Source organism: Bacteroidales bacterium (assembly GCA_018334875.1).
Taxonomy (GTDB): domain Bacteria; phylum Bacteroidota; class Bacteroidia; order Bacteroidales; family UBA12077; genus JAGXLC01.
The window spans coordinates 1-25,803 of record JAGXLC010000034.1 but is presented as its reverse complement, the minus strand read 5'-3'; the positions used below and the strand labels follow the sequence as shown (position 1 = coordinate 25,803).

21 protein-coding genes and 1 pseudogene are annotated in these 25,803 nt (G+C 41.8%); 16 read left to right on the top strand and 6 right to left on the bottom strand.

Annotation, left to right across the window (positions count from 1 at the left end; translation table 11 throughout):
* The coding region (locus tag KGY70_04875; GenBank protein ID MBS3774495.1) for a hypothetical protein at nt 1-1,115 on the bottom strand (1,115 nt) is incomplete at its 3' end.
* Between the two features lie 121 nt (nt 1,116-1,236).
* Here KGY70_04875 and KGY70_04870 point away from each other — a divergent pair.
* The 4 genes and pseudogenes from KGY70_04870 (at nt 1,237) to KGY70_04855 (ending at nt 6,403) form a co-directional block, all read left to right on the top strand.
* Nucleotides 1,237-2,211: pseudogene (locus KGY70_04870) on the top strand (PorP/SprF family type IX secretion system membrane protein).
* 110 nt (nt 2,212-2,321) lie between these two features.
* Nucleotides 2,322-3,809 (top strand): SUMF1/EgtB/PvdO family nonheme iron enzyme, encoded by a 1,488-nt coding sequence (locus tag KGY70_04865; protein MBS3774494.1) that lies wholly within the window; start codon nt 2,322-2,324, stop codon nt 3,807-3,809.
* A gap of 80 nt (nt 3,810-3,889) precedes the next feature.
* Entirely contained in the window at nt 3,890-5,176 is a 1,287-nt protein-coding gene (locus KGY70_04860; protein MBS3774493.1) for a UDP-N-acetylmuramoyl-tripeptide--D-alanyl-D-alanine ligase, read from the top strand.
* Nucleotides 5,177-5,710: 534 nt separating this feature from the next.
* Complete coding sequence (locus KGY70_04855) at nt 5,711-6,403, top strand: YjjG family noncanonical pyrimidine nucleotidase (GenBank protein ID MBS3774492.1); 693 nt, start codon at nt 5,711-5,713, stop codon at nt 6,401-6,403.
* Between the two features lie 5 nt (nt 6,404-6,408).
* Here KGY70_04855 and dnaB read toward each other — a convergent pair whose 3' ends face one another.
* A complete protein-coding gene (gene dnaB / locus KGY70_04850; GenBank protein ID MBS3774491.1) occupies nt 6,409-7,947 on the bottom strand; it encodes a replicative DNA helicase in 1,539 nt (512 codons plus the stop codon).
* Between the two features lie 152 nt (nt 7,948-8,099).
* Here dnaB and KGY70_04845 point away from each other — a divergent pair, with 152 nt between their 5' ends.
* Nucleotides 8,100-8,921, top strand: a complete 822-nt coding sequence (locus KGY70_04845; GenBank protein ID MBS3774490.1) for a 4-(cytidine 5'-diphospho)-2-C-methyl-D-erythritol kinase — start codon at nt 8,100-8,102, stop codon at nt 8,919-8,921.
* 70 nt (nt 8,922-8,991) lie between these two features.
* Here KGY70_04845 and KGY70_04840 read toward each other — a convergent pair whose 3' ends face one another.
* Complete coding sequence (locus KGY70_04840; GenBank protein ID MBS3774489.1) at nt 8,992-9,426, bottom strand: hypothetical protein; 435 nt, start codon at nt 9,424-9,426, stop codon at nt 8,992-8,994.
* Between the two features lies 1 nt (nt 9,427).
* Nucleotides 9,428-9,850, bottom strand: coding sequence for a response regulator (locus KGY70_04835; GenBank protein MBS3774488.1), 423 nt, complete (start codon nt 9,848-9,850; stop codon nt 9,428-9,430).
* A 300-nt stretch (nt 9,851-10,150) separates the two neighbouring features.
* On the opposite strand from KGY70_04835, the gene KGY70_04830 reads away from it, so the two are divergent.
* Nucleotides 10,151-10,543 carry a hypothetical protein gene (locus KGY70_04830; protein ID MBS3774487.1) on the top strand — a complete coding sequence of 131 codons (393 nt, stop codon included), beginning with the start codon at nt 10,151-10,153 and terminating at the stop codon, nt 10,541-10,543.
* Between the two features lie 85 nt (nt 10,544-10,628).
* Here the strand turns inward: KGY70_04830 and KGY70_04825 are convergent, their stop codons facing one another.
* A complete protein-coding gene (locus KGY70_04825; protein ID MBS3774486.1) occupies nt 10,629-11,723 on the bottom strand; it encodes an ATP-dependent 6-phosphofructokinase in 1,095 nt (364 codons plus the stop codon).
* Nucleotides 11,724-12,311: 588 nt separating this feature from the next.
* Here KGY70_04825 and KGY70_04820 point away from each other — a divergent pair.
* The 10 genes from KGY70_04820 to KGY70_04775 all read left to right on the top strand — a co-directional run bounded on the left by KGY70_04820 (nt 12,312) and on the right by KGY70_04775 (nt 24,495).
* A complete protein-coding gene (locus KGY70_04820; protein MBS3774485.1) occupies nt 12,312-14,372 on the top strand; it encodes an acetate--CoA ligase family protein in 2,061 nt (686 codons plus the stop codon).
* 150 nt (nt 14,373-14,522) lie between these two features.
* Nucleotides 14,523-15,047: a flavodoxin gene (locus KGY70_04815; GenBank protein ID MBS3774484.1), complete on the top strand. Its 525-nt coding sequence runs from the start codon at nt 14,523-14,525 to the stop codon at nt 15,045-15,047.
* A gap of 213 nt (nt 15,048-15,260) precedes the next feature.
* Nucleotides 15,261-16,592: a pyridoxal phosphate-dependent aminotransferase gene (locus KGY70_04810; GenBank protein MBS3774483.1), complete on the top strand. Its 1,332-nt coding sequence runs from the start codon at nt 15,261-15,263 to the stop codon at nt 16,590-16,592.
* Nucleotides 16,593-16,728: 136 nt separating this feature from the next.
* Nucleotides 16,729-16,959, top strand: a complete 231-nt coding sequence (locus KGY70_04805; GenBank protein ID MBS3774482.1) for a ferredoxin family protein — start codon at nt 16,729-16,731, stop codon at nt 16,957-16,959.
* Nucleotides 16,960-17,141: 182 nt separating this feature from the next.
* Entirely contained in the window at nt 17,142-18,230 is a 1,089-nt protein-coding gene (locus KGY70_04800) for a 3-methyl-2-oxobutanoate dehydrogenase subunit VorB (protein MBS3774481.1), read from the top strand.
* Between the two features lies 1 nt (nt 18,231).
* Nucleotides 18,232-19,020, top strand: a complete 789-nt coding sequence (locus KGY70_04795; protein ID MBS3774480.1) for a 2-oxoglutarate oxidoreductase — start codon at nt 18,232-18,234, stop codon at nt 19,018-19,020.
* 31 nt (nt 19,021-19,051) lie between these two features.
* Entirely contained in the window at nt 19,052-19,615 is a 564-nt protein-coding gene (locus tag KGY70_04790) for a 2-oxoacid:acceptor oxidoreductase family protein (protein ID MBS3774479.1), read from the top strand.
* Nucleotides 19,616-19,931: 316 nt separating this feature from the next.
* Nucleotides 19,932-21,677: a hypothetical protein gene (locus tag KGY70_04785; GenBank protein MBS3774478.1), complete on the top strand. Its 1,746-nt coding sequence runs from the start codon at nt 19,932-19,934 to the stop codon at nt 21,675-21,677.
* Between the two features lie 66 nt (nt 21,678-21,743).
* On the top strand, nt 21,744-23,726 hold the full coding sequence (locus KGY70_04780; protein ID MBS3774477.1) for a U32 family peptidase: 1,983 nt from the start codon (nt 21,744-21,746) through the stop codon (nt 23,724-23,726).
* A gap of 34 nt (nt 23,727-23,760) precedes the next feature.
* Nucleotides 23,761-24,495: an endonuclease V gene (locus KGY70_04775; protein MBS3774476.1), complete on the top strand. Its 735-nt coding sequence runs from the start codon at nt 23,761-23,763 to the stop codon at nt 24,493-24,495.
* A 1,021-nt stretch (nt 24,496-25,516) separates the two neighbouring features.
* On the opposite strand, the gene KGY70_04770 is transcribed toward KGY70_04775, so the two are convergent.
* Nucleotides 25,517-25,666 carry a hypothetical protein gene (locus KGY70_04770; protein ID MBS3774475.1) on the bottom strand — a complete coding sequence of 50 codons (150 nt, stop codon included), beginning with the start codon at nt 25,664-25,666 and terminating at the stop codon, nt 25,517-25,519.
* Between the last annotated feature and the right edge of the window lie 137 nt (nt 25,667-25,803).

The following is a 25,803-nucleotide window of genomic DNA, read 5'->3' as shown; positions in this document are numbered from 1 at the left end:
TAGGAAGAACGGGATACAAAATCCCCTTTTATTTTAACAGGTCTATCTAATATAATATTCGGAAATTCAAAGTTCAATTCATGCCTCAGCTTTGCATCAAAGTATTCCCCTACCCATTCCTGCCCTGATTGAATCAGGTTTCTGTTCCGTTTTTCATGATGGGCATAATCTGTGAATGTACTTATTATCTCAGCAGGATCATCTGAAGGAGTTTCCAGCCCGGTGAGGTTATTATTTTTGGAAACATTCCCGGTAATAAAATAGTATCCAAAGTCCGTATATATATGGCTTTTCCTGAGAAACATTTCCTTATCCCGGTTATATTCCCATACATGTGGATCTCTTCCGTAAAACAAAATGTAATCGCCTTTATTGAATACTCCGTCTTCTCCTGTTACAAAACGCACCGGCACCTGTTCAAGCCTGTATTCTTTCATAGTATCGTTGGCTGTATTCAACAAACCACATGAATTCCCATATATGCTTATCTCCTTCGGATTATCAAATCCCAGCTCTTTCAGTTTTGAATAGCCGATTTTGTAGATCCCGTTCTGATCCAGCCGCAGTTTCACCCATTTGCCCCTCGCCAGCAATGAAGATGCTGTTTCTTTCTCTGAATATCTTCCGGTACTTTTCAATACCGTGCTTTTTCGTTCCAAAGAAATGCCAAAATTCACCAATTTCTCTACGTTACCAGTAACCGGATTTTTTCGTAAGGGTACAAAATGCAGTTGAAGATGAGGTTTGCTACGGTCAAACTGCAAACGGGATTCAACCTGTATATTAGTGTGAAGGCTTTTTTTTGCTTTTTCATTTAAAACAGACGCTGAAGAAACGGGCTCAAATTTTTTATCAACCAGCTTTATTGAATGTTCCTGAGCGTTATTTAGAGGAATGAGTTCATAATAAGATGGTAATAGAGACTGGCTGTCAAAATATCTTGCACCTTCAAAATGCATATATTCACCGGAAATGATGTTGTTCCTGTCGAGATATTGATGATATTTCCGGGAATCAAGCCATTCCAGTTTTCTTTCTAATATAGTGGTTTGAGATTGGGAGGTAAGCGGAAGCAAAACATAACAAAAAAGGAAAATCGAACAAAGGCTTTTCATGAAAAAGACATTTCAAAAAATAATGACGGATTCGAAAACGTTAAAATTATTTAAACGGATTTAAAGCATTTATATTTTGAATATCCCATGTATTTTTGGGCTTTCAATTTAATTTTCCTTCATGAAGAAAATTATCCTAATTATTATCATTTCCGGAATTTGTTCCCATACCTTCTCCCAGGATATTAATTTTTCCCATTTGAATCATTCGCGATTATTTATCAATCCGGGATTTGCAGGAAGCGAAAAAATCTCCAATCTAACGGTAAGTCACAGAAATTTTAGTCCTGCAGGTTTTGGCAATTATGTGATTTATAAGGCCTCCTATAACCAATTTGTTGATTTTATCAACGGAGGGCTTGGTTTACAGTTTATCAGCGACAATCAGGGGAACGGTGCCATAAACCGTACATATATCAGTGGAATGTATGCGTATAAAATCCGGCTGGAAAAAAATCTTTATCTTACTCCTGCGCTGGAGACGAAATATGCAATGTATTCCCTGAAGACCCAGGACCTGATTTTTCCGGGTATGTTCGATAAAAACCAATGGGAGTTAACCGGTTCTTCTCCGGCTGGGTCCCTGCATCGGTCTGCAGATTACCTGGAATTCAACACAGGCATAATATTGAGACACATAAATGACTATATCCGCCGATACAGAGATTTTACAGTAGGTTTGGCTGTCCATCATCTGAATAAACCCACCGCTTTATTGAATAAAGAGGATAAAATCCGAAGAAAAATTTCTGTGTACTTCGACATTGAGATTTTTCTTAATCAACTGGATACCTACCAGTCATCTACTTTGCTGATCCCTACCTTTTATTTTTCTCAGCAATACAATACCAATGTATTTCAGTACGGGAGTTATCTGAAATATCAAAATTTCAGGCTTGGCGGATTCATCAGGCACAACTCAGGATTCCGCTTTATCACCCCCACATTTCAAATCGGGGTAAATTATGAAAATCTTAATATTAGCTATAGTTATGATACTGGTTTTCTGAATTATAAAAAAGTTTCAGTATTTTCTGGGGCGCATGAAGTAACCTTATCGCTAAATTTTAGTATAAAGGGGATAAACAAGCAATAATTTTCAAACAATACTGTTTTAATTATTGCATTGTTACAATTGATTTAAAGGATACGGATATAAGTCATTGAAAATTATATATTGAAGTAAAAATAAAAATTGCCTGAATTATGAAATTAACTCTTAAGATTCAATTTCTATTCCTTCTAAGTATGTTAGGCATACTTTTTATCACTGGTTGTGGTTCCCAAAGTGATGGGCTTGGAAATGTATCGCCCACTACCGGGTGGAATTACAACGATCCTGAAAACGGCGGGTTCGAAGTGGTAACTGAATACGAACAGCAACCCGGGCCCGGTCTTGTATATATAGAAGGTGGTACCTTCACCATGGGCAGGACCCGGGAAGATCTGATGTACAAATGGGATAAGGAGCCCAGAAGGGTTACAGTATCTTCATTTTACATGGACCAGACCGAGATCAGAAATGTAGATTACAGAGAATATCTCAATTGGATCCAAAGGGTTTTCGTTGACAATCCGGAAGTTTATCAAAATGCCTTACCCGACACGCTGGTATGGAGAGATGAAATGGCTTACAATGAGCCGTATGTGGAGTATTACTTCCGACATCCCGCCTATAACAATTATCCGGTTGTTGGTGTAAGCTGGGTACAAGCCACTGACTATGCCATCTGGAGAACCGACCGTGTTAATGAGCGGAGGCTTGTGGAAGAAGGTATTCTGGAAATGGATAATGAGCAGATCGGCCAGGAAAACTTTAATACCGAAGCCTATCTGGCAGGTCAATATGAAGGGGTCGTCAATGAAAATTTACCCTCACTAGATCCCGATCAAGAAACAAGAAGGGTTAGAATGTCGGACGGCATACTCCTTCCCCAATACAGGCTCCCAACAGAAGCCGAATGGGAATATGCAGCTCTGGGATACGTCGGCAACACTTATGAAGAAAACGTATACGAGAGAAGGATGTACCCCTGGGATGGCCACAACGTAAGAAATCCCGAGAAAAAGAACAGGGGTAAGATGATGGCAAACTTTAAACGTGGTAAAGGTGATATGATGGGCGTTGCTGGGGACCTGAATGACAACGCCAGTATTACGGCCCCCGTAAACTCCTTCTGGCCTAATGACTATGGCCTTTATTGCATGGCAGGAAACGTGAACGAATGGGTACAAGATGTTTACCGACCTTCCACTCACAAACTTACAAATGATTTCAGACCATTCAGGGGCAATGTATTTACTGAATATGAGAGAAACGAAGATGGAAGTATCCCACCCCGAAACGAGCTTGGCCGGCTCCCGAAAGATACCATTACAGAGGAAGATGCAGCAGGAAGAAGAAATTATTCAAAGGGAGATTACAGAAATTACCAGGAGGGAGACCTGCAGTCAAGGATTGATTATGACAATGAAGAAACCGGAGAAGAAAACAGCACACAGCAAATGTACACAGACGAGACTTCACTTATTTCAGACGAATCAAGAGTTTACAAAGGAGGATCATGGAAAGACAGGGCTTATTGGCTGAATCCGGCCGAACGCCGCTTTCTTGATCAAAATCAGGCCGCCAATGATCTGGGTTTCCGTTGTGCCATGACACACGTTGGAAGCCCGGGAGGAGTTAATGAATAATAATTCAGGGCACAGACTAAAAGAAGAAGACCTCATTTTTTCGAAAATGGGGTTTTTTTCTTTAATTTGTGGTAAAGATCATGCAGATAAGGAAAATATATAAACAATTCCTCTCCTGTTCCACTATAACGATGGACAGCAGAGATGTACCACCCCAATCCCTTTTCTTTGCCTTAAAAGGGGAAAACTTCAATGGGAACCGCTTTGCCGGAGAAGCCCTCAGCAAGGGAGCCCGATATGCCCTGGTTGACGAAGAACAGTATGCCCGGGATGACCGGTTTATACTGGTAAATGATGTACTCCAAACCATGCAGGAACTTGCTACCTATCACCGGGAGCAGCTAAAGGTTCAGGTTATAGGAATTACCGGGACCAATGGAAAAACTACCACCAAAGCGCTAATTAAGCAAATACTGGCCAGAACATACAATACCATTGCCACCGAGAAAAATTATAACAACCACATCGGCTTACCGTTTACTTTGCTTAAAATGAATGCCGAACACCAAATAGCAGTGCTTGAAATGGGTGCCAACCACCCCGGTGAGATTAAATTCCTCTGTGAAATAGCCAAACCTGATTTCGGCCTGATTACCAATATTGGGAAGGCCCATCTTGAAGGTTTCGGATCATACGAGGGAGTGATCAGAACGAAAAATGAAATGTATGAATACGTGGATTCCAATAACGGAACCATATTTTATAATTCAGACAATGAGCTGCTGAAGGACCTGTTAAAAAATAAAACATGCAGGAAAATTGACTACGGAACCTCCGATAACGCTTATTGCACAGGTAAAATCGTGAGCTCAGATCCTTATATCACGTTTCGTGTAAAAGGTCTTCCGCTTATCCGGTCAAATCTGATCGGCAACTATAACTTTGAAAACCTTCTGGCAGGGGTTTGCCTGGGAAAATATTTTAAGGTTCCGCCGGAACAAATATCCGAGGCTGTGGCCGGTTATACACCTGATAACAACCGGTCGCAGGTAATTCAAAAAGCATCAAACGAAATTATCCTTGATGCTTACAATGCCAATCCTACAAGTATGAAAGCGGCCATCAACAATTTCTCCCAACTTCAAAGAAAAAACAAAGCCTTGATTTTGGGCGATATGTTTGAGCTTGGGGAATTCAGTGATGAAGAACACCAAAACATCATCTCCCTGGTAAACAGACACTCCTTCTCTGCTGTATTTTATATCGGACCTGTTTTTAGGGCAAATGCCGGGAGCAATCATTACACCTTCCATACTACGCCGGATTTTATTGAATGGTTGAAAGGAAATCCGTTGAAAAACTTTACCATTCTGATCAAAGGATCAAGAGGAATGGCACTGGAAGAGATTATCAGTTATTTGGAATGAGAATGTTGCTTTCTAACCTGGATTATTCTTACTGCAGCTTTAGCTGCAAACAAATTTCTCATAACCTGTATGGTATCGTTCTCAAAGTTAAGCAATTTAACTCTTTTTGAACCACATAGGACATAGGAAACATAGGAGTTCACATAGATTTATCATTCATCAAAACTTTGCTAAAAAAATAAAATTTTTAGAAGTGATAGCATAAATCCCGCTGATGAAGCGGGAAAGTGTGAAGTTTATGAATACGGGAAGGATTGTGGGTAGTATCCAGGCTCGCCTTCGCGAAGCTTCGGCGGAGCAAGGCCCGCCGAAGCTAGCGCAGGTTGCTTACGCTAAAGCTTCAGCGACAGCGTGCGGGCAGGCTCGCCTTCGCGAAGCTTCGGGTGCCTAGGCTAAAGCTTCAGCTACAGCGTGCGGAGCAAGGTTACCCCGCATTAAAAAAACTGTTAATCAGATAAATAATTTTCATTCTACAGGTAAATTCTTTGGGAGATAAATTATAAATTTGCGGCTCATTAATAACGTAAGCAAAACATGCGCAGTTACAAACATATATTTTTTGACCTGGACCGGACCCTCTGGGATTTTGAAACCAATGCAAAAGAAGCATTTAAGGAGATCTTTGACCTTTATAAGCTATCTCGAATATTTCAGGATTTTGAAACTTTCCATTCGGTGTACAACAAACACAACGGCAAACTATGGGAAAAATTCCGTAACGGCGATATCACAAAAAAAGACCTGAAGTATAGAAGATTTTATCTCACACTGAAGGAATACGGAAAGGACGACCTGAAGCTGGCCAAACAGCTTGGTGAAGAATATATGAAAATCAGCGCCCGCAAGACCCGCCTTTTACCCCATTCTCACGAAGTGTTATCCTATTTACAGGACAAATATTTTCTTTATATTATCACAAACGGTTTTCATGAAGCACAGCTAAAAAAAATTGAGAACAGTGATCTTCGAAAATATTTTGAGAAAATTATAACTTCAGATTCAGCCGGAGTTCAGAAACCTCACGGGCAGATTTTTCGGCATGCCCTAAAACAAGCCAATGCACGAACAGAAGAAGCCATCATGGTTGGTGACGATATTGAGGGAGATATTAAAGGAGCACGAGATATTGGGCTTGATCAGGTCTTCTTCAATCCTGAAGGCAAAACCCATTATCTTGAACCTACTTTTGAGATCCGGTCGTTGATAGAACTGAAGACCATCTTTTGATGGCGCTAAAAAGGTGCCTCCTCATCAAAGCCGGTATTGCTGCTCAGGCCAGAAGATTCTCCATTATTCCCCTGTCCATTGCCCTCTTCGTTCATTCTCGAACCAATGATCATAGAACCTGAATTGTCGTTGTCTTCGATATTGCCAAGGGAATCTTCATTAAGTTCTTCAAATTTGGCCAGTTCTTCCCTGAACTTAAGATGGATATCTGCCAGAGCACCATTTCGGTGCTTGGCCAAAATGATCTCAGCAATACCAATCAGTGAATTTCCGTAAGCATCTTCTGTGATCCCATATCTCTCAGGGCGATGGATAAACAATACCATATCCGCATCTTGCTCAATGGCTCCCGATTCACGTAAATCAGAAAGCTGGGGCCGTTTTTCGCCCGAACGTAATTCTACCGAACGGTTAAGCTGGGACAAAGCAATAATGGGAATATCCAATTCCTTGGCAATTCCCTTTAACGAACGGGATATGACACTGACTTCCTGCTCCCTGTTTCCCCGCTGATCGGATGAACCGCTCATTAATTGAAGATAGTCCACAAAAATTGCCTCCACATTGTATTGATCTTTCAGGCGCCGGCACTTGGAACGGAGCTCAAAAACGGAAATGGCCGGTGTATCATCAATGTAAATGGGTGCATTTACCAGGCTTTTAATTTTATGCTCCAATTGTTCCCATTCCTTATGGGTGAGATTGCCATTGCGAATTTTTTCAGAAGACAACTGCGTTTCGCTGATTATCAAACGATTTACCAACTGCAGAGAACTCATCTCCAGGGAAAATATCCCCACAGATCTATTGTGTTCCACAGCCATATTTCTTGCCATAGTGAGGGTAAAAGCAGTTTTTCCCATAGAGGGCCTGGCGGCAACAATTACCAAATCCGAATTTTGCCAACCGGATGTCACGCGGTCCAACTTTGTAAAACCGGAAGGGACTCCGCTCAACCCATCTTCTTTTTTTGATGCCTCTTCTATCTGATCAATAGCTTGCTGGATCAGCACATTAAGCTTGGAAGTTTCTTTCTTTATATTGGATTCGGTAACCTGAAAAAGCTGAGATTCTGAAAAATCAATCAAATCGTTTACATCTACCGAATCATCGTAAGCTTTTGACTGTATTTCACTGGCTACCCGTATCAATTCGCGTTGTATATATTTTTGGGCAATGATCCGGGCGTGGTATTCAATATGTGCAGCAGTAGCCACTTTACTGGTAAGCTGGGTTATATAAACCGGTCCGCCTACTTCTTCCAGTTCCTCTTTTTTCCTTAACTCTTCAGTCACCGTTAATATATCAATCGGCTGCATATTTTGGGAAAGATCCAGGATGGCACGGTAAATTTTCTTATGGGCCTCTTTATAGAAGCTCTCAGGTGCCAGGATGTCCATTACCGAAACAATGGCATCTTTTTCCAGCATGACCGCCCCCAGAACAGCCTCTTCCAGATCAACGGCCTGCGGAGGCTTTTTCCCATAATCCAAAGCTTCCTCTATGAAATTTGATTTGTATCCTTTATTTTTGTTGTCAGCCATGTCACATAAAAATTTTGGACACCAAAAGTAATAATAGAAAATCCATTTTATATCATCTGAAACCATGATATTATTAAATGATTATTAACCACAAATGTTAACAGTTTGTTAAAAATTATTTGTTAAAAACGCAGATTAAAAGAATTTTTGGTATGATATTTTTTCCCAATGCAAAAATCAATATAGGGATATATATAACCGATAAACGCAATGATGGATACCACAACCTGGAAACCATTTTCTATCCCCTCTCACTGACAGATATTCTGGAAATTCAAAAACAAAAGACAAACCAAAGGATATTCAACAATACGGGCATCCGGTTACCCGTGTCTGCTAAGCAAAATCTTTGCTACCGGGCCTATCAGCTAATGCAGCAACAGCATTCCATACCGGAAGTCGATTTTCACCTGCATAAAATCATACCTTATGGCGCAGGACTGGGTGGGGGATCATCCGATGCCTCTTTCACCCTTAAAGCATTGAATCAATTATTCCGGTTAAATTTAAAGGATGATAAGCTAAAGAATATGGCAGAACAAATTGGCAGTGACTGTCCTTTCTTTATTGATAACAAACCTTCTATTGCATGGGAGAAAGGCAACAAAACGGAGCCGATACATCTGTCAATAAAAGGGCTTCATCTTTTGCTGGTAATCCCCGACATTCAAATTGATACCCAAACGGCCTACAAGGGCATCAAACCCCGCAAAAGAGAGAAATCTCTGAAAGAGGTGGTTTTAAATGAACCGGTGGAAAACTGGAATGATAAGGTTACCAATGATTTTGAAGGTCATATCCTGAAAGCCTATCCTTTATTAAAACAAATCAAACACATCCTGGCTGAAATGGGCGCTGTATTTACATCACTTTCAGGCAGCGGATCGGCCATATATGGTTTATTTAGAGAAAAGCCCACCCCGGAAAACGAATTAAGGTATCATTTTACCTGGATTGAGCAACTTAAGTATTAGCCCAAATTACTCATAAATAATCCGGAAGATCAACAATTTTACAATCCGGTAATCCCTAACCACCTTTCTTTTATTCCTTCGTATAGGTCGCCGTAACTTCATCAATCTCACCGCTGCCATCATCAACCTTATAATTCCATTGGATATACTTATAGCTATCCGACACCCTTCCACTCCCGGAAACAAGAGTATAAGAAATTGTATTATCGGTTATCGTCTGATTTTCAACAAGATTGATCCGATGGCCTTCCACGTTTCCATCAACCTCATCAGGAAGATGATAAAAACCGGAGATGAAGATCTTAGAGCTATACTGATCTGAAATAAAAATTGTTACATCGTATGCTGTTTCACCAAATTGTTCGCTATTCTCCTCAACATTCCACTCACCCTCCAGCGATTGTAAAAGTTCCCCCGGGGTTCTCTCATTTTCACAGGAAATGCTTGCCCCCATCATTAGGATAAGCAAAAGAATGCCAACTTTTGTGGTGATTTTCCGGTTCATCTTATTCTTGGAAGTATTTGCTGATCTTTTCGATCAGAAGCTCTATATCAATGGGCTTAGTAATATAATCCGAACATCCGCTTTGGAGGCACTTTGCCCTATCTTCTGCCATAGCATGTGCTGTTTGGGCAATTATGGGAATGTTGCAGCCATTTTCCCTTATCTGCGAAGTAACTTCATGTCCGCTCATAACAGGCAGTTGAACATCCATTAATATTAAATCCAGGTGATCATGCTGCATCACCATATCCAAAGCTTCCCTGCCACTTCTTGCCACCAACAGATTGGCGCCTGTTTCCTTCAATATAGTATTCAAAAACCTTATACTCAAAGGATCATCCTCGACAATAAGAATGGTTTTGTCCTGCCAATTGACAGGTTTCTCGGAATGATTATCGTTTTGGGTTGCTTTTCGTTTGATCATTATCCCCTTCTAAACTATGATTTGTGAAAAACCATATCGGTAAAAATGCCCTTAAAAAATACAGGACCGTTTCCCAGCATACAGGTAACCCGAATGATTTCAAAATAGTTCTGAGGCTGTTTAAAAACCCGTTAACAAATTGCAATGAAGTATCTATCCGGGTCAAATTTCATCAATTTCTATGCGAAGTTAATCAAAATTAACTGCTTTTGATTAATTAAAAAGTAATTCTCTTCAAAATTTCTACAATCTATGGGATAAGATTCCTTATCTTTGGGGTATTAAAATTTTCGGATTACCATGAAATATTACGGATTAATTCTTTTACTGTTTTTTTTATGTACGAACATCGGAAGGGGAGCACAAAACAGTTTAACCGATGAAAATAAAGGCCATTATGCTCCAAACACAATCTCTGCAGAATCATTGCCTGAAAATTATCAACTATTTAAACATCAATTGATTCATCTGAACAAAAAACAAAATAATCCTCCTATATTCAATTTCAGGAGAGGGACAGATTTTACCATGCTCTACGTAGCCGGCGGCCTATTGCTCGCTACATCCACGTTTGTATTGGTGAATGGATATAATAATGAGGACGGTTATTTTTCACAGACCAACACAGGCGTCATTATAGGCGGAAGTATTTCTACGGCAGTACTCATAACCAAATTTTTTCTGGATCAATAAGGAAAAAAAGAAAGGCTGTCCGGTAGAATGCAATTCAATTCACTTTCCAGACAGCCTCTTTTTATTTTATTATCTGAAATGTGTCCTATTCACCAAAGCTTATTCCAACTCCTTTAGCGTTTCTTACCAAATCAGAATCCGGTTCCACATACTTATGCTGAGTAACCACATCTTCCAGCGGTACAGAAGTGATATCGGGATGCCTGTAAGCGACCATCTCACCGAAATTTCCTTCCAATACCATTTCAAATGCTTTCACTCCGAACTGTGTAGCGAGGATTCTGTCGTAAGCCAGCGGAACTCCGCCTCTTTGTAAATGTCCAAGCACAGTACTTCTGATGTCATAAGGACAGCCGGCTTGCTTCAATTCATCCACCAACCTTGCGGCAGCTCCACTATACTTCACATTGGCATAACCTACTTCCCCGGTTTCTTCCTTGGACTGATCACCATGTTTGGGCATAGCACCTTCGGCAATCGCAATAATAACAAAACCCCTGTCTTTTCTGAACCTGGAATAGATTCTTTCCATTACCTTATCCACATCATAAGGAATCTCAGGAATAAGGCAAATTTCAGCACCACCGGCAACTGAGGAATTCAAAGCAATCCAGCCTGTATCACGACCCATAACTTCCAGCACAAAGATACGGTTATGGCTGGCAGCAGTCGTAACAAGCTTATCCACCGATTCAGTGGCAATTTGTACTGCAGTCTGGTAACCAAAGGTCGAATCCGTTACAGCAAGGTCATTATCAATCGTTTTCGGAACGCCGATAACATTCAGTCCTTTTTCAGTCAGGGCCTGGGATATCCTTTGAGAACCGTCACCACCTATATTGATCACGGCATCTACACCCATGTATTGTAATTTGCGTACCATTTCATCTGACCGGTCAACTTCACTCCAGGTGCCGTCAGTGTTCTTAACGGGCCACGCAAAAGGCCCACCTTTATTTGTGGTTTCCAGGATCGTACCTCCCTTGAAATGAATCCCCGAGACGGTATGCTCGTCCAAAACTTTGACTTCACTGGGTTCCCACAAAATGCCATTAAATGCCTGCACACTTCCTAAAACTTCCCAGTCACGTTCTTTTGAGGCCCTTTTTACCACAGCCCGTATAACGGCATTCAGTCCGGGACAATCACCTCCACCAGTGGCTAATAAAACTCTATTCATATAACTTCCAATTATTTTTTATCAGATTCAACATAAAAAACCGCGGAGCAAAACTAGTAAACAATAACAAAAAAAGAAAAAAAACTCTTCAATTTGATGAAAATAAAATGCCTCACTATTATATAGCCCATATCACCCACCCCGGGTTGGGGTAACCATTATTTGTAACCCGAATTATTTACAAATAATTAATTCTTGTTCAAGGTTATTAAAATTCTGTAATACAATATAATATAACTGCACAACTTTTCAGATCAATCCCCATTGAACCCGCATCTTAATCATTGTCTTGCAGCAAAAATCAGTGGATGCGGGTTTCTGACGCTATTGAACTTCACTTTCCCGCTTCATCAGAGGGATTTATGAATAATGTAGTGTAAGACGGGCTGGTCCTTAATTTTGAAAAAACGTTACATCGTGATTTGATGAACATTATGCACGCCTTATTGTTCCCACTTTATGTGAGTGAACAGCCCTTCCGTTTAAGAGGTGCAAAAATGAAAAATCAGTGCCGCCCTTCCAAGACATGATTCATTATTTTTTTCATTTTATTACTTTTGTGGTACTTATATTAAAAAATCTCCGATAATGATCAACGAAAAATTAATCAACCCTGAAAGCATTGTTATTGTAGGGGGGTCTAACAATATACAAAAGCCAGGAGGCAAAGTTCTGAAAAACATTCTGGATGGTGATTTCAGTGGCAAACTCTATGTTTCCAATCCCAGAGAAGACGTGGTTCAGGGTATAAAATCCTACAGAAATGCCGGGGAGCTGCCACAAGTTGATCTTGCTATTATTGCGGTAGCGGCAAAGCTTTGTCCGGATATTACACGTTTACTGGCAAACGAAAAAGGAACGAGGGCATTCATCATACTTTCGGCAGGATTTGGTGAGGAGAGCGAGGATGGGGCACGCCTTGAAAATGAAATTCTGGATATTGTCAACAGCGTCAACGGTACTTTGATCGGACCGAATTGTATAGGAGTCCTCAATCAAAATTATAATGGGGTTTTTACCACACCAATACCGAAACTGGAGCCTAAGGGCGTAGATTTCATATCAGGTTCGGGGGCTACAGCGGTTTTTATCATGGAATCAGCCATTCCCAAGGGCCTTAAATTCTCCAATGTATATTCAGTGGGTAATAGTGCTCAAATAGGTGTAGAAGACATATTGAAATACATGGATGAAAACTTTGATCCTGAAAATAGCGCAACAATAAAACTCCTTTATATTGAGAGCATTCAAAACCCTCAAATGCTGCTCAAACATGCTGCTTCCCTTATCAACAAAGGCTGTAAGATAGCAGCCATTAAGGCAGGTGCTTCGGAAGCCGGAAGCAGAGCTGCATCGTCACATACCGGTGCGTTATCCAGCCCGGATGCCGCTGTTGAAACGCTCTTTAGAAAAGCAGGGGTGGTCCGCTGTCACGGACGTGAAGAACTCGCCACAGTAGCTGCAATTTTCATGCATCCGCCACTGAAAGGTAATAATCTGGCCATCATAACTCATGCAGGTGGGCCTGCGGTGATGCTCACCGATGTATTGGCGGATAACGGAATGGAAGTGCCCCCAATCAAAGGGCCTGAAAGCCAAGAACTACTCAAGGAACTGCATCCTGGCTCTTCTGTAGCCAATCCGATTGATTTTCTGGCGACCGGCACAGGAGAACAACTGGGAAAAATCATAGATTACTGCTATGAAAAATTCAGTCACATAGACGGGATGGCTGTTATTTTCGGTAGTCCCGGACTGCTCCCTGTTCATGGTGTTTATGATATACTCCACCAAAAGATGGAGGAATGCGAAAAGCCCATATATCCCATCTTACCATCTGTAATCAATGCAAAAGATGAAATTGAACATTTTATAAGCCATGGCAGGATCAATTTTCCCGAGGAGGTAATATTCGGGCAGGCTCTTGGAAAAATCTTCAACACCCCTGCTCCTGCGTCGGGGCAAAGGCAGCTATCCGGAATAAACACCGAACTCATACGCTCCATTGTTGATGATACAAACAACGGATACCTCCACCCCGATCAGGTCCGTGCATTACTGGATGCAGCAGGAATAAAAAGGGCAGGCGAAGCCACAGTCAGCAGCCGTAAAGAAGCAATTGATGAGGCAGAACGCCTGGGTTTTCCAGTGGTCATGAAGGTGATAGGCCCGGTCCATAAGTCCGATGTGAACGGAATTGCTCTGAATATTACCGACAAAAAGACAGCAGCAAAGGAGTATGACCGGATGATCTCCATCAGAGATGCTACCGGTATTTTAATACAACCCATGTTAAAAGGCACCGAAATTTTTATCGGAGCCAAAAAGGAAAACAAATTCGGACATATCGTACTATGTGGAATCGGAGGCATTTTTATTGAAGTATTAAAGGATATAAGCCGGGGACTGGCTCCTATTGATCCGGAGGAAGCCAAACAGATGATCCATAATCTTGAGGGTTACGGGATGATCCAGGGAACCCGCGGGCAGGAAGGCGTTAGTGAAGAAGCATTTGCTGAGGCAATAATGCGTATATCAGCCCTTGTAGAAAACGCACCCGAAATTGCCGAAATGGACATCAACCCCCTTTTAGGCAGTAAAAAAGATGTAACGGCTGTGGATGCCAGGATACGAATAGAAAAACAGTAAGTAAAATGATATTACCGGAAAAAACTCACCCGCAGCGAAAAAAATAAGACCTGATATTTCTCATTGCTTTTATTGTCATTTTTTCGCAATTTTAATCTTTACTTAAGAATATGAATTGTAACTTGCAACAAGTAAGGGAAAATCAACAAAATGAAAACAATAGGTATATTTTACGGGCCAGCGGAGGGTTCTTCAACGGAAAAAGTAGCCTATCAGGTGGCTGAACAAATCGGAGAGAATAAAGTAGATTTGATTCCCGTGAAAAATGCTACTTTTAGAGATCTGAACAAATATTCAAATCTTATATTTGGAATTTCTACCGTTGGAAAAGAAACCTGGGACGGAGAAGCTCCTCCGGGTGACTGGGACCAGTTCAGGATAGAGCTTGACAAAACGGATTTTCAGAATAAGGTAGTGGCCATGTTCAGTTTGGGAGACCACATCACCTATCCCAGGCATTTTGCGGATGCATTGGGTACGCTGGCAGAAAAGCTTTTACCCCGTAAGGCAAAAATTGTGGGATATGTAAATACAGAGGAATATGATTTTGAGGAATCTCAGGGAATATATGAGGGAAAATTTATTGGTTTGCCGATTGATGAGGATTTTGAGGCCCATCTAACCGATGAAAGAATCCGTAAATGGCTGGATAAAATTTTACCTCAGTTTGTTTAACGTTCAATATCAGGAAAGGCAGGTCTAATAAACCTGTCTTTTTTTCATTAGTGTAGCAGTTTATTAAAAAATTGAATTTCAAATTGATTTATATGCCAAATTCACAAACTTTACTTGCATCACTGAACCCGTTAATCATGTTATTGTTATGAAGGTCCCTGCATGCGGTTTTCATTGCATATATTTTTATAAAATAAAAAAATTACATCATATATGAACCCAACCAAACAAACACCTATCGACTCCCAAACCGTCAACAGGATGATCCGGAGAAGCGGGATTGAATCCGTAGGAAAAGCGTCCATAAGGGAAATCGTGAAACTGGTGAATGAAATCGAAAAGGAAACCGGCGAGCACTTCACTCGCATGGAGATGGGAGTACCCGGACTGGAGCCACCTAAAATAGCCATAGATGGTGAAATTTCAGCACTCAGAAATGGGGTGGCATCCCAATATCCCATGATTGACGGAATAGAACCCCTCAAATACGAAATATCCCGGTTTATTAAGAACTTCCTCAACCTGTCGGTTCAACCTGAAGGTTGTTTACCTACAGTAGGAGCCATGCAGGCATCCTTTGCCGCGTTTATGGTGTCGTCACGCAGGGACCCCGATAAGGACACCACACTGTTTATTGATCCCGGATTCCCGGTACAAAAAGATCAGCATAAAGTACTCGGATTGAAATATGAAAACTTTGACGTTTACAATTATCGGGGAGACAAACTCCGGGATAAACTGGAATCCTATCTTAAAAAGGGGAATATATCAACCATTCTGTATTCGAATCCCAACAATCCTTCGTGGATTTGCCTCAACGAGAAGGAATTGAAAACAATCGGGGAACTGGCCACAAAGTATAATGCAATAGTTCTGGAAGATCTGGCCTACTTTGGAATGGATTTTCGCCATGACATCTCTACACCGGGCGAACCACCCTATCAGCCAACTGTGGCCAACTATACCGATAATTATGTGCTGATCATTTCTTCCTCGAAATCTTTTAGTCTGGCAGGAGAACGTATTGGAATGATGGTCATATCGGACTACCTGTTTAACAAGGATTTTCCCGGATTAAAACATTATTTTCCCAATGAAAGTTTTGGCTATTCTATGATATATGGAGCACTTTACAGCCTTTCGGCAGGCGCGAATCATTCTGCCCAGTATGGTTTGCTGGAAACACTTAAAGCAGTTAACGAGGGACGCTATAACTTTGTCGAAGGGGTGCGGGAGTATGCTGAAAGAGCAAAAGCCATGAAACGACTTTTCAGAAAACACGGATTTGAATTGGTGTATGCCAAAGATGAGGATCAGCCGGTCAGTGACGGTTTCTATTTCACATTTTCCTTCCCGGGAATGGAGGGAAGTGAATTGCTTGGCGAATTGATATATTATGGAATCAGCGCCATAACCCTGGATATAACAGGCAGTGAGCGCACTGAAGGCCTGAGGGCATGCGTATCGCAGGTAAGCCTTGATCAGATGGATGATCTGGAATACCGATTAAAAAGATTTCAGGAAGATCATTTAAAGTCAGTTTAAATAAACCTTATGTTATTAGAATTTGTAATGCGGGTTATAGAACAGGCTATGTTTAAAAGCAGGGACAAAATTTCTCAGTAAAATATTATTATCTTTGAAATGAAATTATATGTATAAACCATAAAAAATCAATATAATGGCAAAAGTTACAGGAAAAATTACTGTTGATACAGAGCGGTGCAAAGGATGCGCGGTGTGCCTCCCTGCTTGTCCTTTCGATGTCATAGACCTGGCAGAGGAAGTCAACGGTAAGGGTTTTCATTATGCCTACATGAAAAATCCCGAGGCATGTACAGGATGTATGAACTGTGCTTTGGTATGCCCCGATGCCGTAATCCGGGTATATAGAAAGAAAGTAAGTGTATAGTTAGAGTCTGTCTATAATATCCGCTGGCTGCGTTACGCTCGTTTTTCATGCCAGTCGATTACATCAAGTAAACTCCTGGCATTCAAAACTCGCAAGCCTTGCCAGCGAACATTCTAGACGAGACTCTTTCAAATCTCTTTGACTTTATAGGCAAACAATAGTTAAAGTATTAAAATCACAAAATAATGGGAGAGCTAAGATTAATGAAAGGCAATGAAGCAATAGCTGAAGCAGCTATCCGCTCAGGTGCCGACGGTTATTTCGGATATCCTATCACTCCGCAATCGGAAGTCATGGAATATCTTGCCGCCCAAAAGCCTGAAGAAAGAACCGGTATGACCCTGCTTCAGGCAGAAAGCGAAATTGCTGCGATCAATATGGTTTATGGCGCTGCAGGTTGTGGCAAAAAGGTTATGACTTCTTCATCAAGCCCCGGTATTAGCCTCAAACAGGAGGGAATCTCCTATATTGCAGGAGCAGAACTTCCCTGTCTGATTCTTAATGTTGTTCGGGGAGGTCCGGGCCTGGGAACCATACAACCTTCCCAGTCGGATTATTTTCAAAGCGTGAAAGGTGGGGGTCACGGCGATTATCATTTGATTGTACTGGCCCCTTCTTCTGTTCAGGAAATGTATGATTTTGTAGAGATGGGATTTGATCTGGCTTTCAAATACAGAAACCCTACCATGATCCTATCCGATGGTGCCATCGGCCAGATGATGGAAAAGGTGGAAATTGGTGAAGAGAAACCCCGGTTGACTGAAGCACAGATTAAGGAGCGATATCCGTGGGCTACAACCGGCAAAACAAAAGACAGAGAGAAAAACGTCATCACTTCTCTTAAACTGGAATCAGCAAAGATGGAAGAGTTCAACATGAGGCTGATTGAAAAATACAGACAGATCGAAGAAAAGGAGGTACGTTATGAAGAGTTTCAGTGCGAAGACGCGGAATACCTAATGGTGTCATACGGCACATCAGCAAGAATCTGTCAAAAAAGTGTGCAAGTAGCCAGGAAAGAGGGATTGAAGCTGGGACTGCTCAGACCCATTACCCTGTTTCCTTTTCCCGGCAAACGGCTTAATGAACTGGCCGACCAGGTAAAAGGGATACTTTCTGTAGAAATGAGCGCAGGACAAATGGTAGAGGATATCAGACTGGCAGTAGAAGGGAAAGTACCGGTAGCATGGTATGGCCGGATGGGAGGTATCGTACCTTCAACCGAAGAGGCTCTCAATGCTTTAAAAGAAAAAATTATAGGAGGTGAATAAAATGGCTGAACAAAACGTTAAAAAAGAAGATATTATTAAAACAGAAAATCTGGTTTTTGACCGAACCAAGCTATTAACCGACAATGTTTTCCATTACTGCCCTGGCTGCGGACATGGTGTTGTACACCGCCTTCTCATGGAAGTTGTTGAAGAGCTGGGTATTCAGGAAAAAACCATTGGTATTGCACCCGTTGGTTGTTCGGTATTGGCTTATCATTATATGGATATCGATATGCATGAGGCTGCACATGGCAGGGCCCCGGCAGTAGGGACCGGGATCAAAAGAACCATGCCGGACAAATATGTTTTCACTTACCAGGGAGACGGTGATTTGGCGGCCATAGGTACTGCAGAGACCATTCATTCCTGCAACAGGGGTGAAAACATTACCATCATATTTATTAACAACGGAATATATGGAATGACGGGAGGCCAGATGGCTCCAACCACACTGGAACATATGAAATCCTCCACCACCCCCTACGGCAGAAATGTGAAACAAATGGGAAACCCTTTAAAAATAACCGAACTGGTAGCCGAACTGCCGGGCACTTGCTTTGTTTCAAGACAGGCGGTTCATAAACCCGCTTATGTACGTAAAACAAAAAAAGCCATTAAAAAAGCCTTTGAATTTCAAAAGCAGGAAATGGGACTCTCGTTTATAGAAATTGTTTCTAACTGCAATTCAGGCTGGAAAATGTCTCCAAACGATGCCAACAAGTGGCTGGAAGAAAATATGCTGCCGTTTTATCCGCTCGGGGATCTGAAGTCTCCGGATGCTCAAAAATGATTAAAGGTAAAATACAATAAAACACAGAACAATGAACGAAGAAATCATAATAGCCGGATTTGGTGGACAGGGAGTGCTTTCTATGGGGAAAATTCTGTGCTATGCCGGTATTGTTCAGGGAAAAGAAGTTACATGGATGCCCTCCTATGGCCCCGAAATGCGGGGAGGTACGGCCAATGTAACCGTAATTATCAGTGACGAAAGAATAAGCTCCCCCATCCTGAGCAAGTTCGATACGGCCATCATACTCAATCAACAATCGATGGATAAATTTGAAAAGGATGTAAAACCAGGAGGTTACCTGATTTATGATGGCAACGGAATTACCAGACATCCGCAGCGAACAGACATCAATATATATCGCGTGGATGCAGCCGCTGAAGCTTCCAGGATGGAAACAAACAAAACCTTTAACATGATCGTAATGGGGGGATTCCTGAAAGTAAAGCCAATTGTTAAACTGGAAAATGCCGTGGAAGGTCTCAAAAAATCCCTTCCCGAAAGATATCAGCACCTGATACCCATAAATGAAAAGGCCATTTACCGAGGGACGGAAATTATTAAAGAGATCAGAACAGCCGAGGTAGAAGCCTGATCAAATATTTGTAAAAAAATTCAGGGAGGGCTGTATCTTAATGAAGTTGCCGACGGTTCATTAGATACAGCCCTTCTTAACGCTGAGCCGCCGATTCGATACCCTACTGCAGGCGTCTTACATTTACAAATTATCTGCCGTAAACCTCGTTTGAAAGGCTAATTCAAAACATATCAGTTAAAATTAGGCCCAAATTGAATAACGTTTGTTTCAAATTTATAACTTTGAAAGATTTTTTGGGTATTTAATGGGACTCATTACTCAATAAAAGCTGCGAATGTCAATAGCTTGTTTGTTTTATATAAATCCATAAAAGATGAATAGTTACAAAATTATCAACAGAAAAATCATTATTGGAACCAACGGGAGATTATGTGATACTTCATCAGAAGTTATTCACAGCAAGCTTTTCCATGAAATTGTCAGCAAGGGAATCAAAAAACTATACGATAAAAATTCGATTTATACGCAGAAACTGGAGATAAAACACACCGATGAACAAATCAGGCAGATTATAGATCTGTTGGAACTCCTTTCCAAGAACCACATATCCATAGTAAGAAATATCCGTCCGGATGCAGAAAAGTTATTGAGGCACCCCACCGAGCTAAACAATGTGCTGGAGTTTTTATACAATTACTGGCGTGAATTTGAACGGTATATAGTTTGCGACTCGCAATCCGACAATCTGGATGAACGGCCCTATCGTACTTTCGATGAAACGGTAGAAAGGCTTACCCATCTGGTAAGAAAAATTTACCGGGATATTTCCGAAAACATTATAAGCCAGCATCCGAGAACCTACCGTCAGGTGAATTCGGGCGCAGAATTCGCATGTATTTCTTACCCTGCCCGGGAGCTCTTTGCTTCCAATCCAAGGTTTGACAACATTAAAGACATTCCCCTGATTCGGCAGATTATGATGAACCCGCCTTTAATTCTAAAAACCCCCATGAACAGAAGAAAAGGCCAGTTTGTTGAAATAAAGCAAAATCCCTTGGAACTGGTGACTTTAAATCAAAATGAATGGTTATGCTATCCGGCTAAGGTGGGGGACCTGTTGATCTTCATTTATTTTCACCAAAAATTCTTTGAACTGGGTTTTTCTGCGTGTAACCTCTTTGAGATTGCCCCCAAAGAAGACCTCAACAGAAAACCCGATGCCATCTATCTTTACGGAGTCTCAGAAGGCGCATTGGATGATCTGGCAGAAATGCCTACAGTATTCCACGAGGATAAGGAAAACGATATGTTTATCGGAGCCTGTCCCCGGGATGACGAATTCGGATATTTTGGGTACCTGAAAAAGATGGTTCTTACCCTTCATAATTCTATCAAGATCAAGAAAGGGATATTGCCCTTTCATGGCTCGCTGGTCGAAATTTCCCTTCAAAGCGGAAAGAGAGCTTCAATCCTAATGATCGGAGACACCGGAGCAGGAAAATCCGAAACACTGGAAGCTTATAAACAGCTCGGCGGAGACCTCATAAGTGAAACCACCATTATAGCAGATGACATGGGAAGCATTGAAATCGAGCATGACGGCACTGTCAGAGGAATTGGCACTGAGATAGGAGCTTTCCTGCGGCTCGATGATCTCCAGCCCGGTTATGCCTTCGGGCAGATCGACCGCTCCATTCTGATGAATGCCCATCTGACCAACGCCAGGATCATTCTGCCGGTAACTTTTTACGAAACGGTAGTCAAAGGCACCAAGATAGATTATATCTTCTATGCCAATAACTATGAAGCGGTCACAGATGATAAACCGATAATTGAAAGAATTCCCGATGCAAAAAAGGCACTGGACATTTTCAGTGAAGGCAATGTCATGAGCAAGGGCACCACAACTTCTACCGGCCTAGTAAGCAGTTATTTCGCCAACATATTCGGGCCGGTTCAGTATAAAGAAGAGCACGACCAAATTGCCGAAAAATATTTCAACTATTTCTATCAGCAGGAAGTCTTTGTAGGCCAGATACGCACCCAGTTGGGCATACAAGGCATGGAACAAAAGGGTCCGGAAATTGCAGCCCGGGAGCTGATCGAAATGATATCCTGAAAGAAAATTGTATTATCAAAGCATTTCAAAAAAAAGTTTGTCCTACGTGTGAAGAAAAGGTAAGGAATGAATAAACCTGAACTGCTGCTTCCTGCAGGCAATGCAGAGATGTTCCATGCCGCTGTGGAGGATGGAGCGGATGCGGTTTATCTTGGGCTGAAACAGTTCAATGCCCGGGAAAGAGCTGATAACTTTACCATCCCGCAGCTTCAGGCCCTGCTTGCTGAAGCGGGTAAACACAACATAAAAGTTTACCTTACCCTTAATACCGTTATCAAAAACAAAGAGCTTCCTGAATTGCTTGATATTCTCCATGCGGTTTCCCAAACCGATATATCGGCTGTGATCATGCAGGATTGGGGATTGTATTACCTGATCAGGAACCACTTCAGCAACCTGAAGCTCCATGCCAGTACTCAAATGGGTAATCACAATGCCCCGGGAGGAATGTTTTCTGAAAAACTAGGCTTTGAACGGGTGATATTCGCCCGGGAACTGACTAAACGGGAACTGGCTGCTATACGGGAAAAAAGCAACATTCAGATTGAGCTGTTCATACACGGGGCATTGTGCTATTCTTTCTCCGGAATGTGCCTTTTCAGCAGCTACCTGGGTGGCATGAGCGCCAATCGCGGTAAGTGCATGCAACCCTGCCGGCGGATGTATCACGACCAAAACCAAAAGAAATATCTTTTCAGCCTTAAGGATAACCAGTTGATTGACCACATTCCTGAAATCATGGATCTGGGGATTTCCTCCCTCAAAGTGGAAGGACGGTTAAAATCGGCCGAATACGTATATCAGGTTGCCAGGGCTTACCGTATGGCCATTGATCACCCGGAAAGGATTGACGAAGCCGCTCAGCTTCTGATATACGATACGGGAAGGGAGAAAACCGCTTATTATCTGGGCGGAGATGTAAACGGAGCCCTTACAGAAAATCCGTCAACAGGCATTTTCCTGGGAACAGTAGAAGAGCTGACTCAAAAGGGCTTTATCCTTCAAACCAACGAGCCCATTCGTCAGGGCAACAGACTGTGGATCCGGTCGCCCAAAGGAGAAAACAGGAAGGCCTTGAAGGTAAAATCTTTTGAAAAGGATTGGGACGAGAAGGTTATTATACATTCCCAATCCGGGGAAATACAAAAAGGCGATCTGGTTTACCTGGCCAATCTCAGGCAAAAGAAATTCTCCGACAAGTTCACCACAAGCGGCAAGGAGATCATGACAAGCTTACCGGCTAATCGCAAACAAAACATCCTTCAGTCACTCGCCAAACCCGGCCAAGTGAAGAAAACACAGCTATTTGTGCGCATTGACAGCATAAAGTGGCTGAAGAAGATACCCTTTCAGGAAGTAGATAACATCATCATCAACCTGGCGGAAAATGAGTGGAAAGAACTCGATGTCAATGCCTTTCTCATTAAGAAAAATGCCCACAAAATATTTTTCGAACTGCCCAAAATCATACCGGAGGGCAAGATAGCATTCTACCGTTCATTATTCAAAAAATATGGGAAGCAGGGATACCGGAATTTTATGATCAGTCATCTTTCACAAAAACTGATCCTTCCTGAGCATTCGACTATAGCTGCCAATGAGAATGTATATGTATTCAACGATGCGGCCATTCACTTTCTCAGGAAAGAGAACATCAAACTCTTCTGTTACCCATTGGAAAATGACCTTGACAACCTTTTTGAACACCATAATAAAAAAGGCATCATCCCGGTGTATTTTTATCCGGAACTCTTCTATTCCAGAATGCCGGTACATATAAGGGATAAGGATCATACCTTCAAAGATGATAAAAATTATTCCTTCAAAAGAATCAGAAAGAATGGTATGACCATCATTGTGCCCGGAGAGCCGGTTTCTCTCACCCAACACAAAAACAAACTCGATGCCAGGGGATTTGGCCGGTACCTGATCGATCTTACATACGAAAAGCCCTCGGACAAACGATTTCATACCATCCTGCAAAAACTCCGCCAATCAGAACAGATTCAGCCGTCCAATACGTTTAATTTTAAGAAAGGATTAAGCTAAATTTTGGCCATAAAAAGAGGACCAACTGGCTAATATGACTTTGGATGAACATATTGGATTCGATGGTGTTGAGTTGTACAAAGCAGAAGAAAATATGAAATATCCGATAAAAAACATAACACCTAAAAGGGCTGTTGAACAGCAGGTTGAAATTGCCCCACAGCTTATCATTTCGGGTAGCCCTGAAAAGATTAAGATTGTGGCAGGCATAGATGTGGCATACAGCCAAAAGCCCCTGACCGGTTTTTCTGCCATATCCCTGTTCTACTATCCCGGGCTGGAATACATCAAAACCTACCAGGAAATAGATCTCATTGGGTATCCTTACATCCCGGGACTGTTAAGCTTCCGGGAAGGACCCCTTATCATGGATACCCTTGAAAAAATAGAAGAAGACATTGACCTGTTTCTTTTCGACGGACAAGGAATTGCCCACCCGAGGGGAGTGGGTATTGCCTCCCATCTCGGTTTTCTTCTTGACAAACCTTCCATCGGGGTGGCAAAAACCTGGTTAGCCGGAGAGTACAAAGAACCTGGCAATTGGAAAGGTGCCAGAAGCAACCTGGTGGATGCCAGCGGAAACCTCATAGGACATGTCCTTCGAAGCCGGGATGATACCAATCCGCTTTTTGTTTCTCCGGGTCACAGGATTGGCATTGAGGAAGCCAGTGAAATTGTGCTGAACTGCACCACCGGCTATCGTATACCGGAACCGCTTCGGAGGGCCCACCAGGAAGCTGAGAAATATAAAAATGAGGGGGATATTTGATGGTTATAGAGAGTTGGCAGTGGGCAGTTGGCAGTGGGCAACTCTGAAAGCTACAGTTTTGGCAGAGATATTCAACAGTCATTCGGTTGCAATAAAATGTTTGACAGGAGTTTGACAAAGAGTTTGAAGGTTTGAAGGTTGGAAAGAGTAAAGTTGGCAGAGACATTCAATAGTTATTCTGTGGTCATTGGGGAGTTTGACAGGAGTTTGGTAAATCAGTTGGCAATGGGCAGTTGGCAGAGGGCAAGCAAAAAGCTAAGGCTGACGGATAAATATAATAGTCATTACTTTTCATTGGTGGTCATCAAATCGAAGAGTTTGAACGTTCGGAGGTTTTGAGGGTTTGAAAGTTGGGAAAGACTATGGTTGAGAGTTTATTACATATAAATTTATGTACTCTTGACTTTCTCAGGAGTTTTTTACATATATGTTTTCATTCCCAGACATCGTCGATAAAGTGTTACACATCATGTTTATACTTCATGCCCTTGCCCTGGAAGTATTTAATACATGTTATACTGTTCCCGCCAGTGTCCTGGAATAATTTTATCATGATTTACTATTCATGACATTGTCATGGATATCTTTTATGCATGTTGTACTATTCCTTCCAACGTCATAGATAGTTTTTACATATGTTATATTATTCCCGCCGGTGGCAGGGATAGTTTCCATATATTTTTACTATTCCTGCCGGTGGAGGGATAGTTTTCATATATGTTATACTATTCCCGCCGGTGGCAGGGATAGTTTTCATATATTTTTACTATTCCTGCCGGTGTCCTGAAGGTATTTCACATAGGTTTTATTATTCCTGCCAGTGTCCTGGAAGTGTTTCATGTATGTAAAATGTTTCAGGACATTGTCCCGGAATGGTTGTCACCTGTTTTTTCCATTCCTCTCAAGGTTTTGGCCTGCATAACCAATCTCCCATCTCCCATCTCCTCCTGCTCCTGTCTTCACGTACATCTCCTTTATATCAAACGATGAGACACGTCTAGTCTCTACACACATCTCACTTCTATTTATCTCGTCGTCTCATTCCTTCGTGCAATCTTTCTGTTGTGCAACCGTGTCCCCAATCCCCGAGACGCAAGCATTGCGTCTCTACTGCTTTACCTGTAGCTATATGGCTGCCCACTGCCTGGTGCATACTGACTACTTGCTTCATATTACTCAGGATTCTTATCCTCCCCCCACTCGTCTTCCCGTCTTCTCCTTTTCTCTTCTTCTCTTCTTTCCGTCGGCTCATATTCACAGGTATATGCTAGATTAATCTCCTTCATATCAATCAATAAGACACGCCAT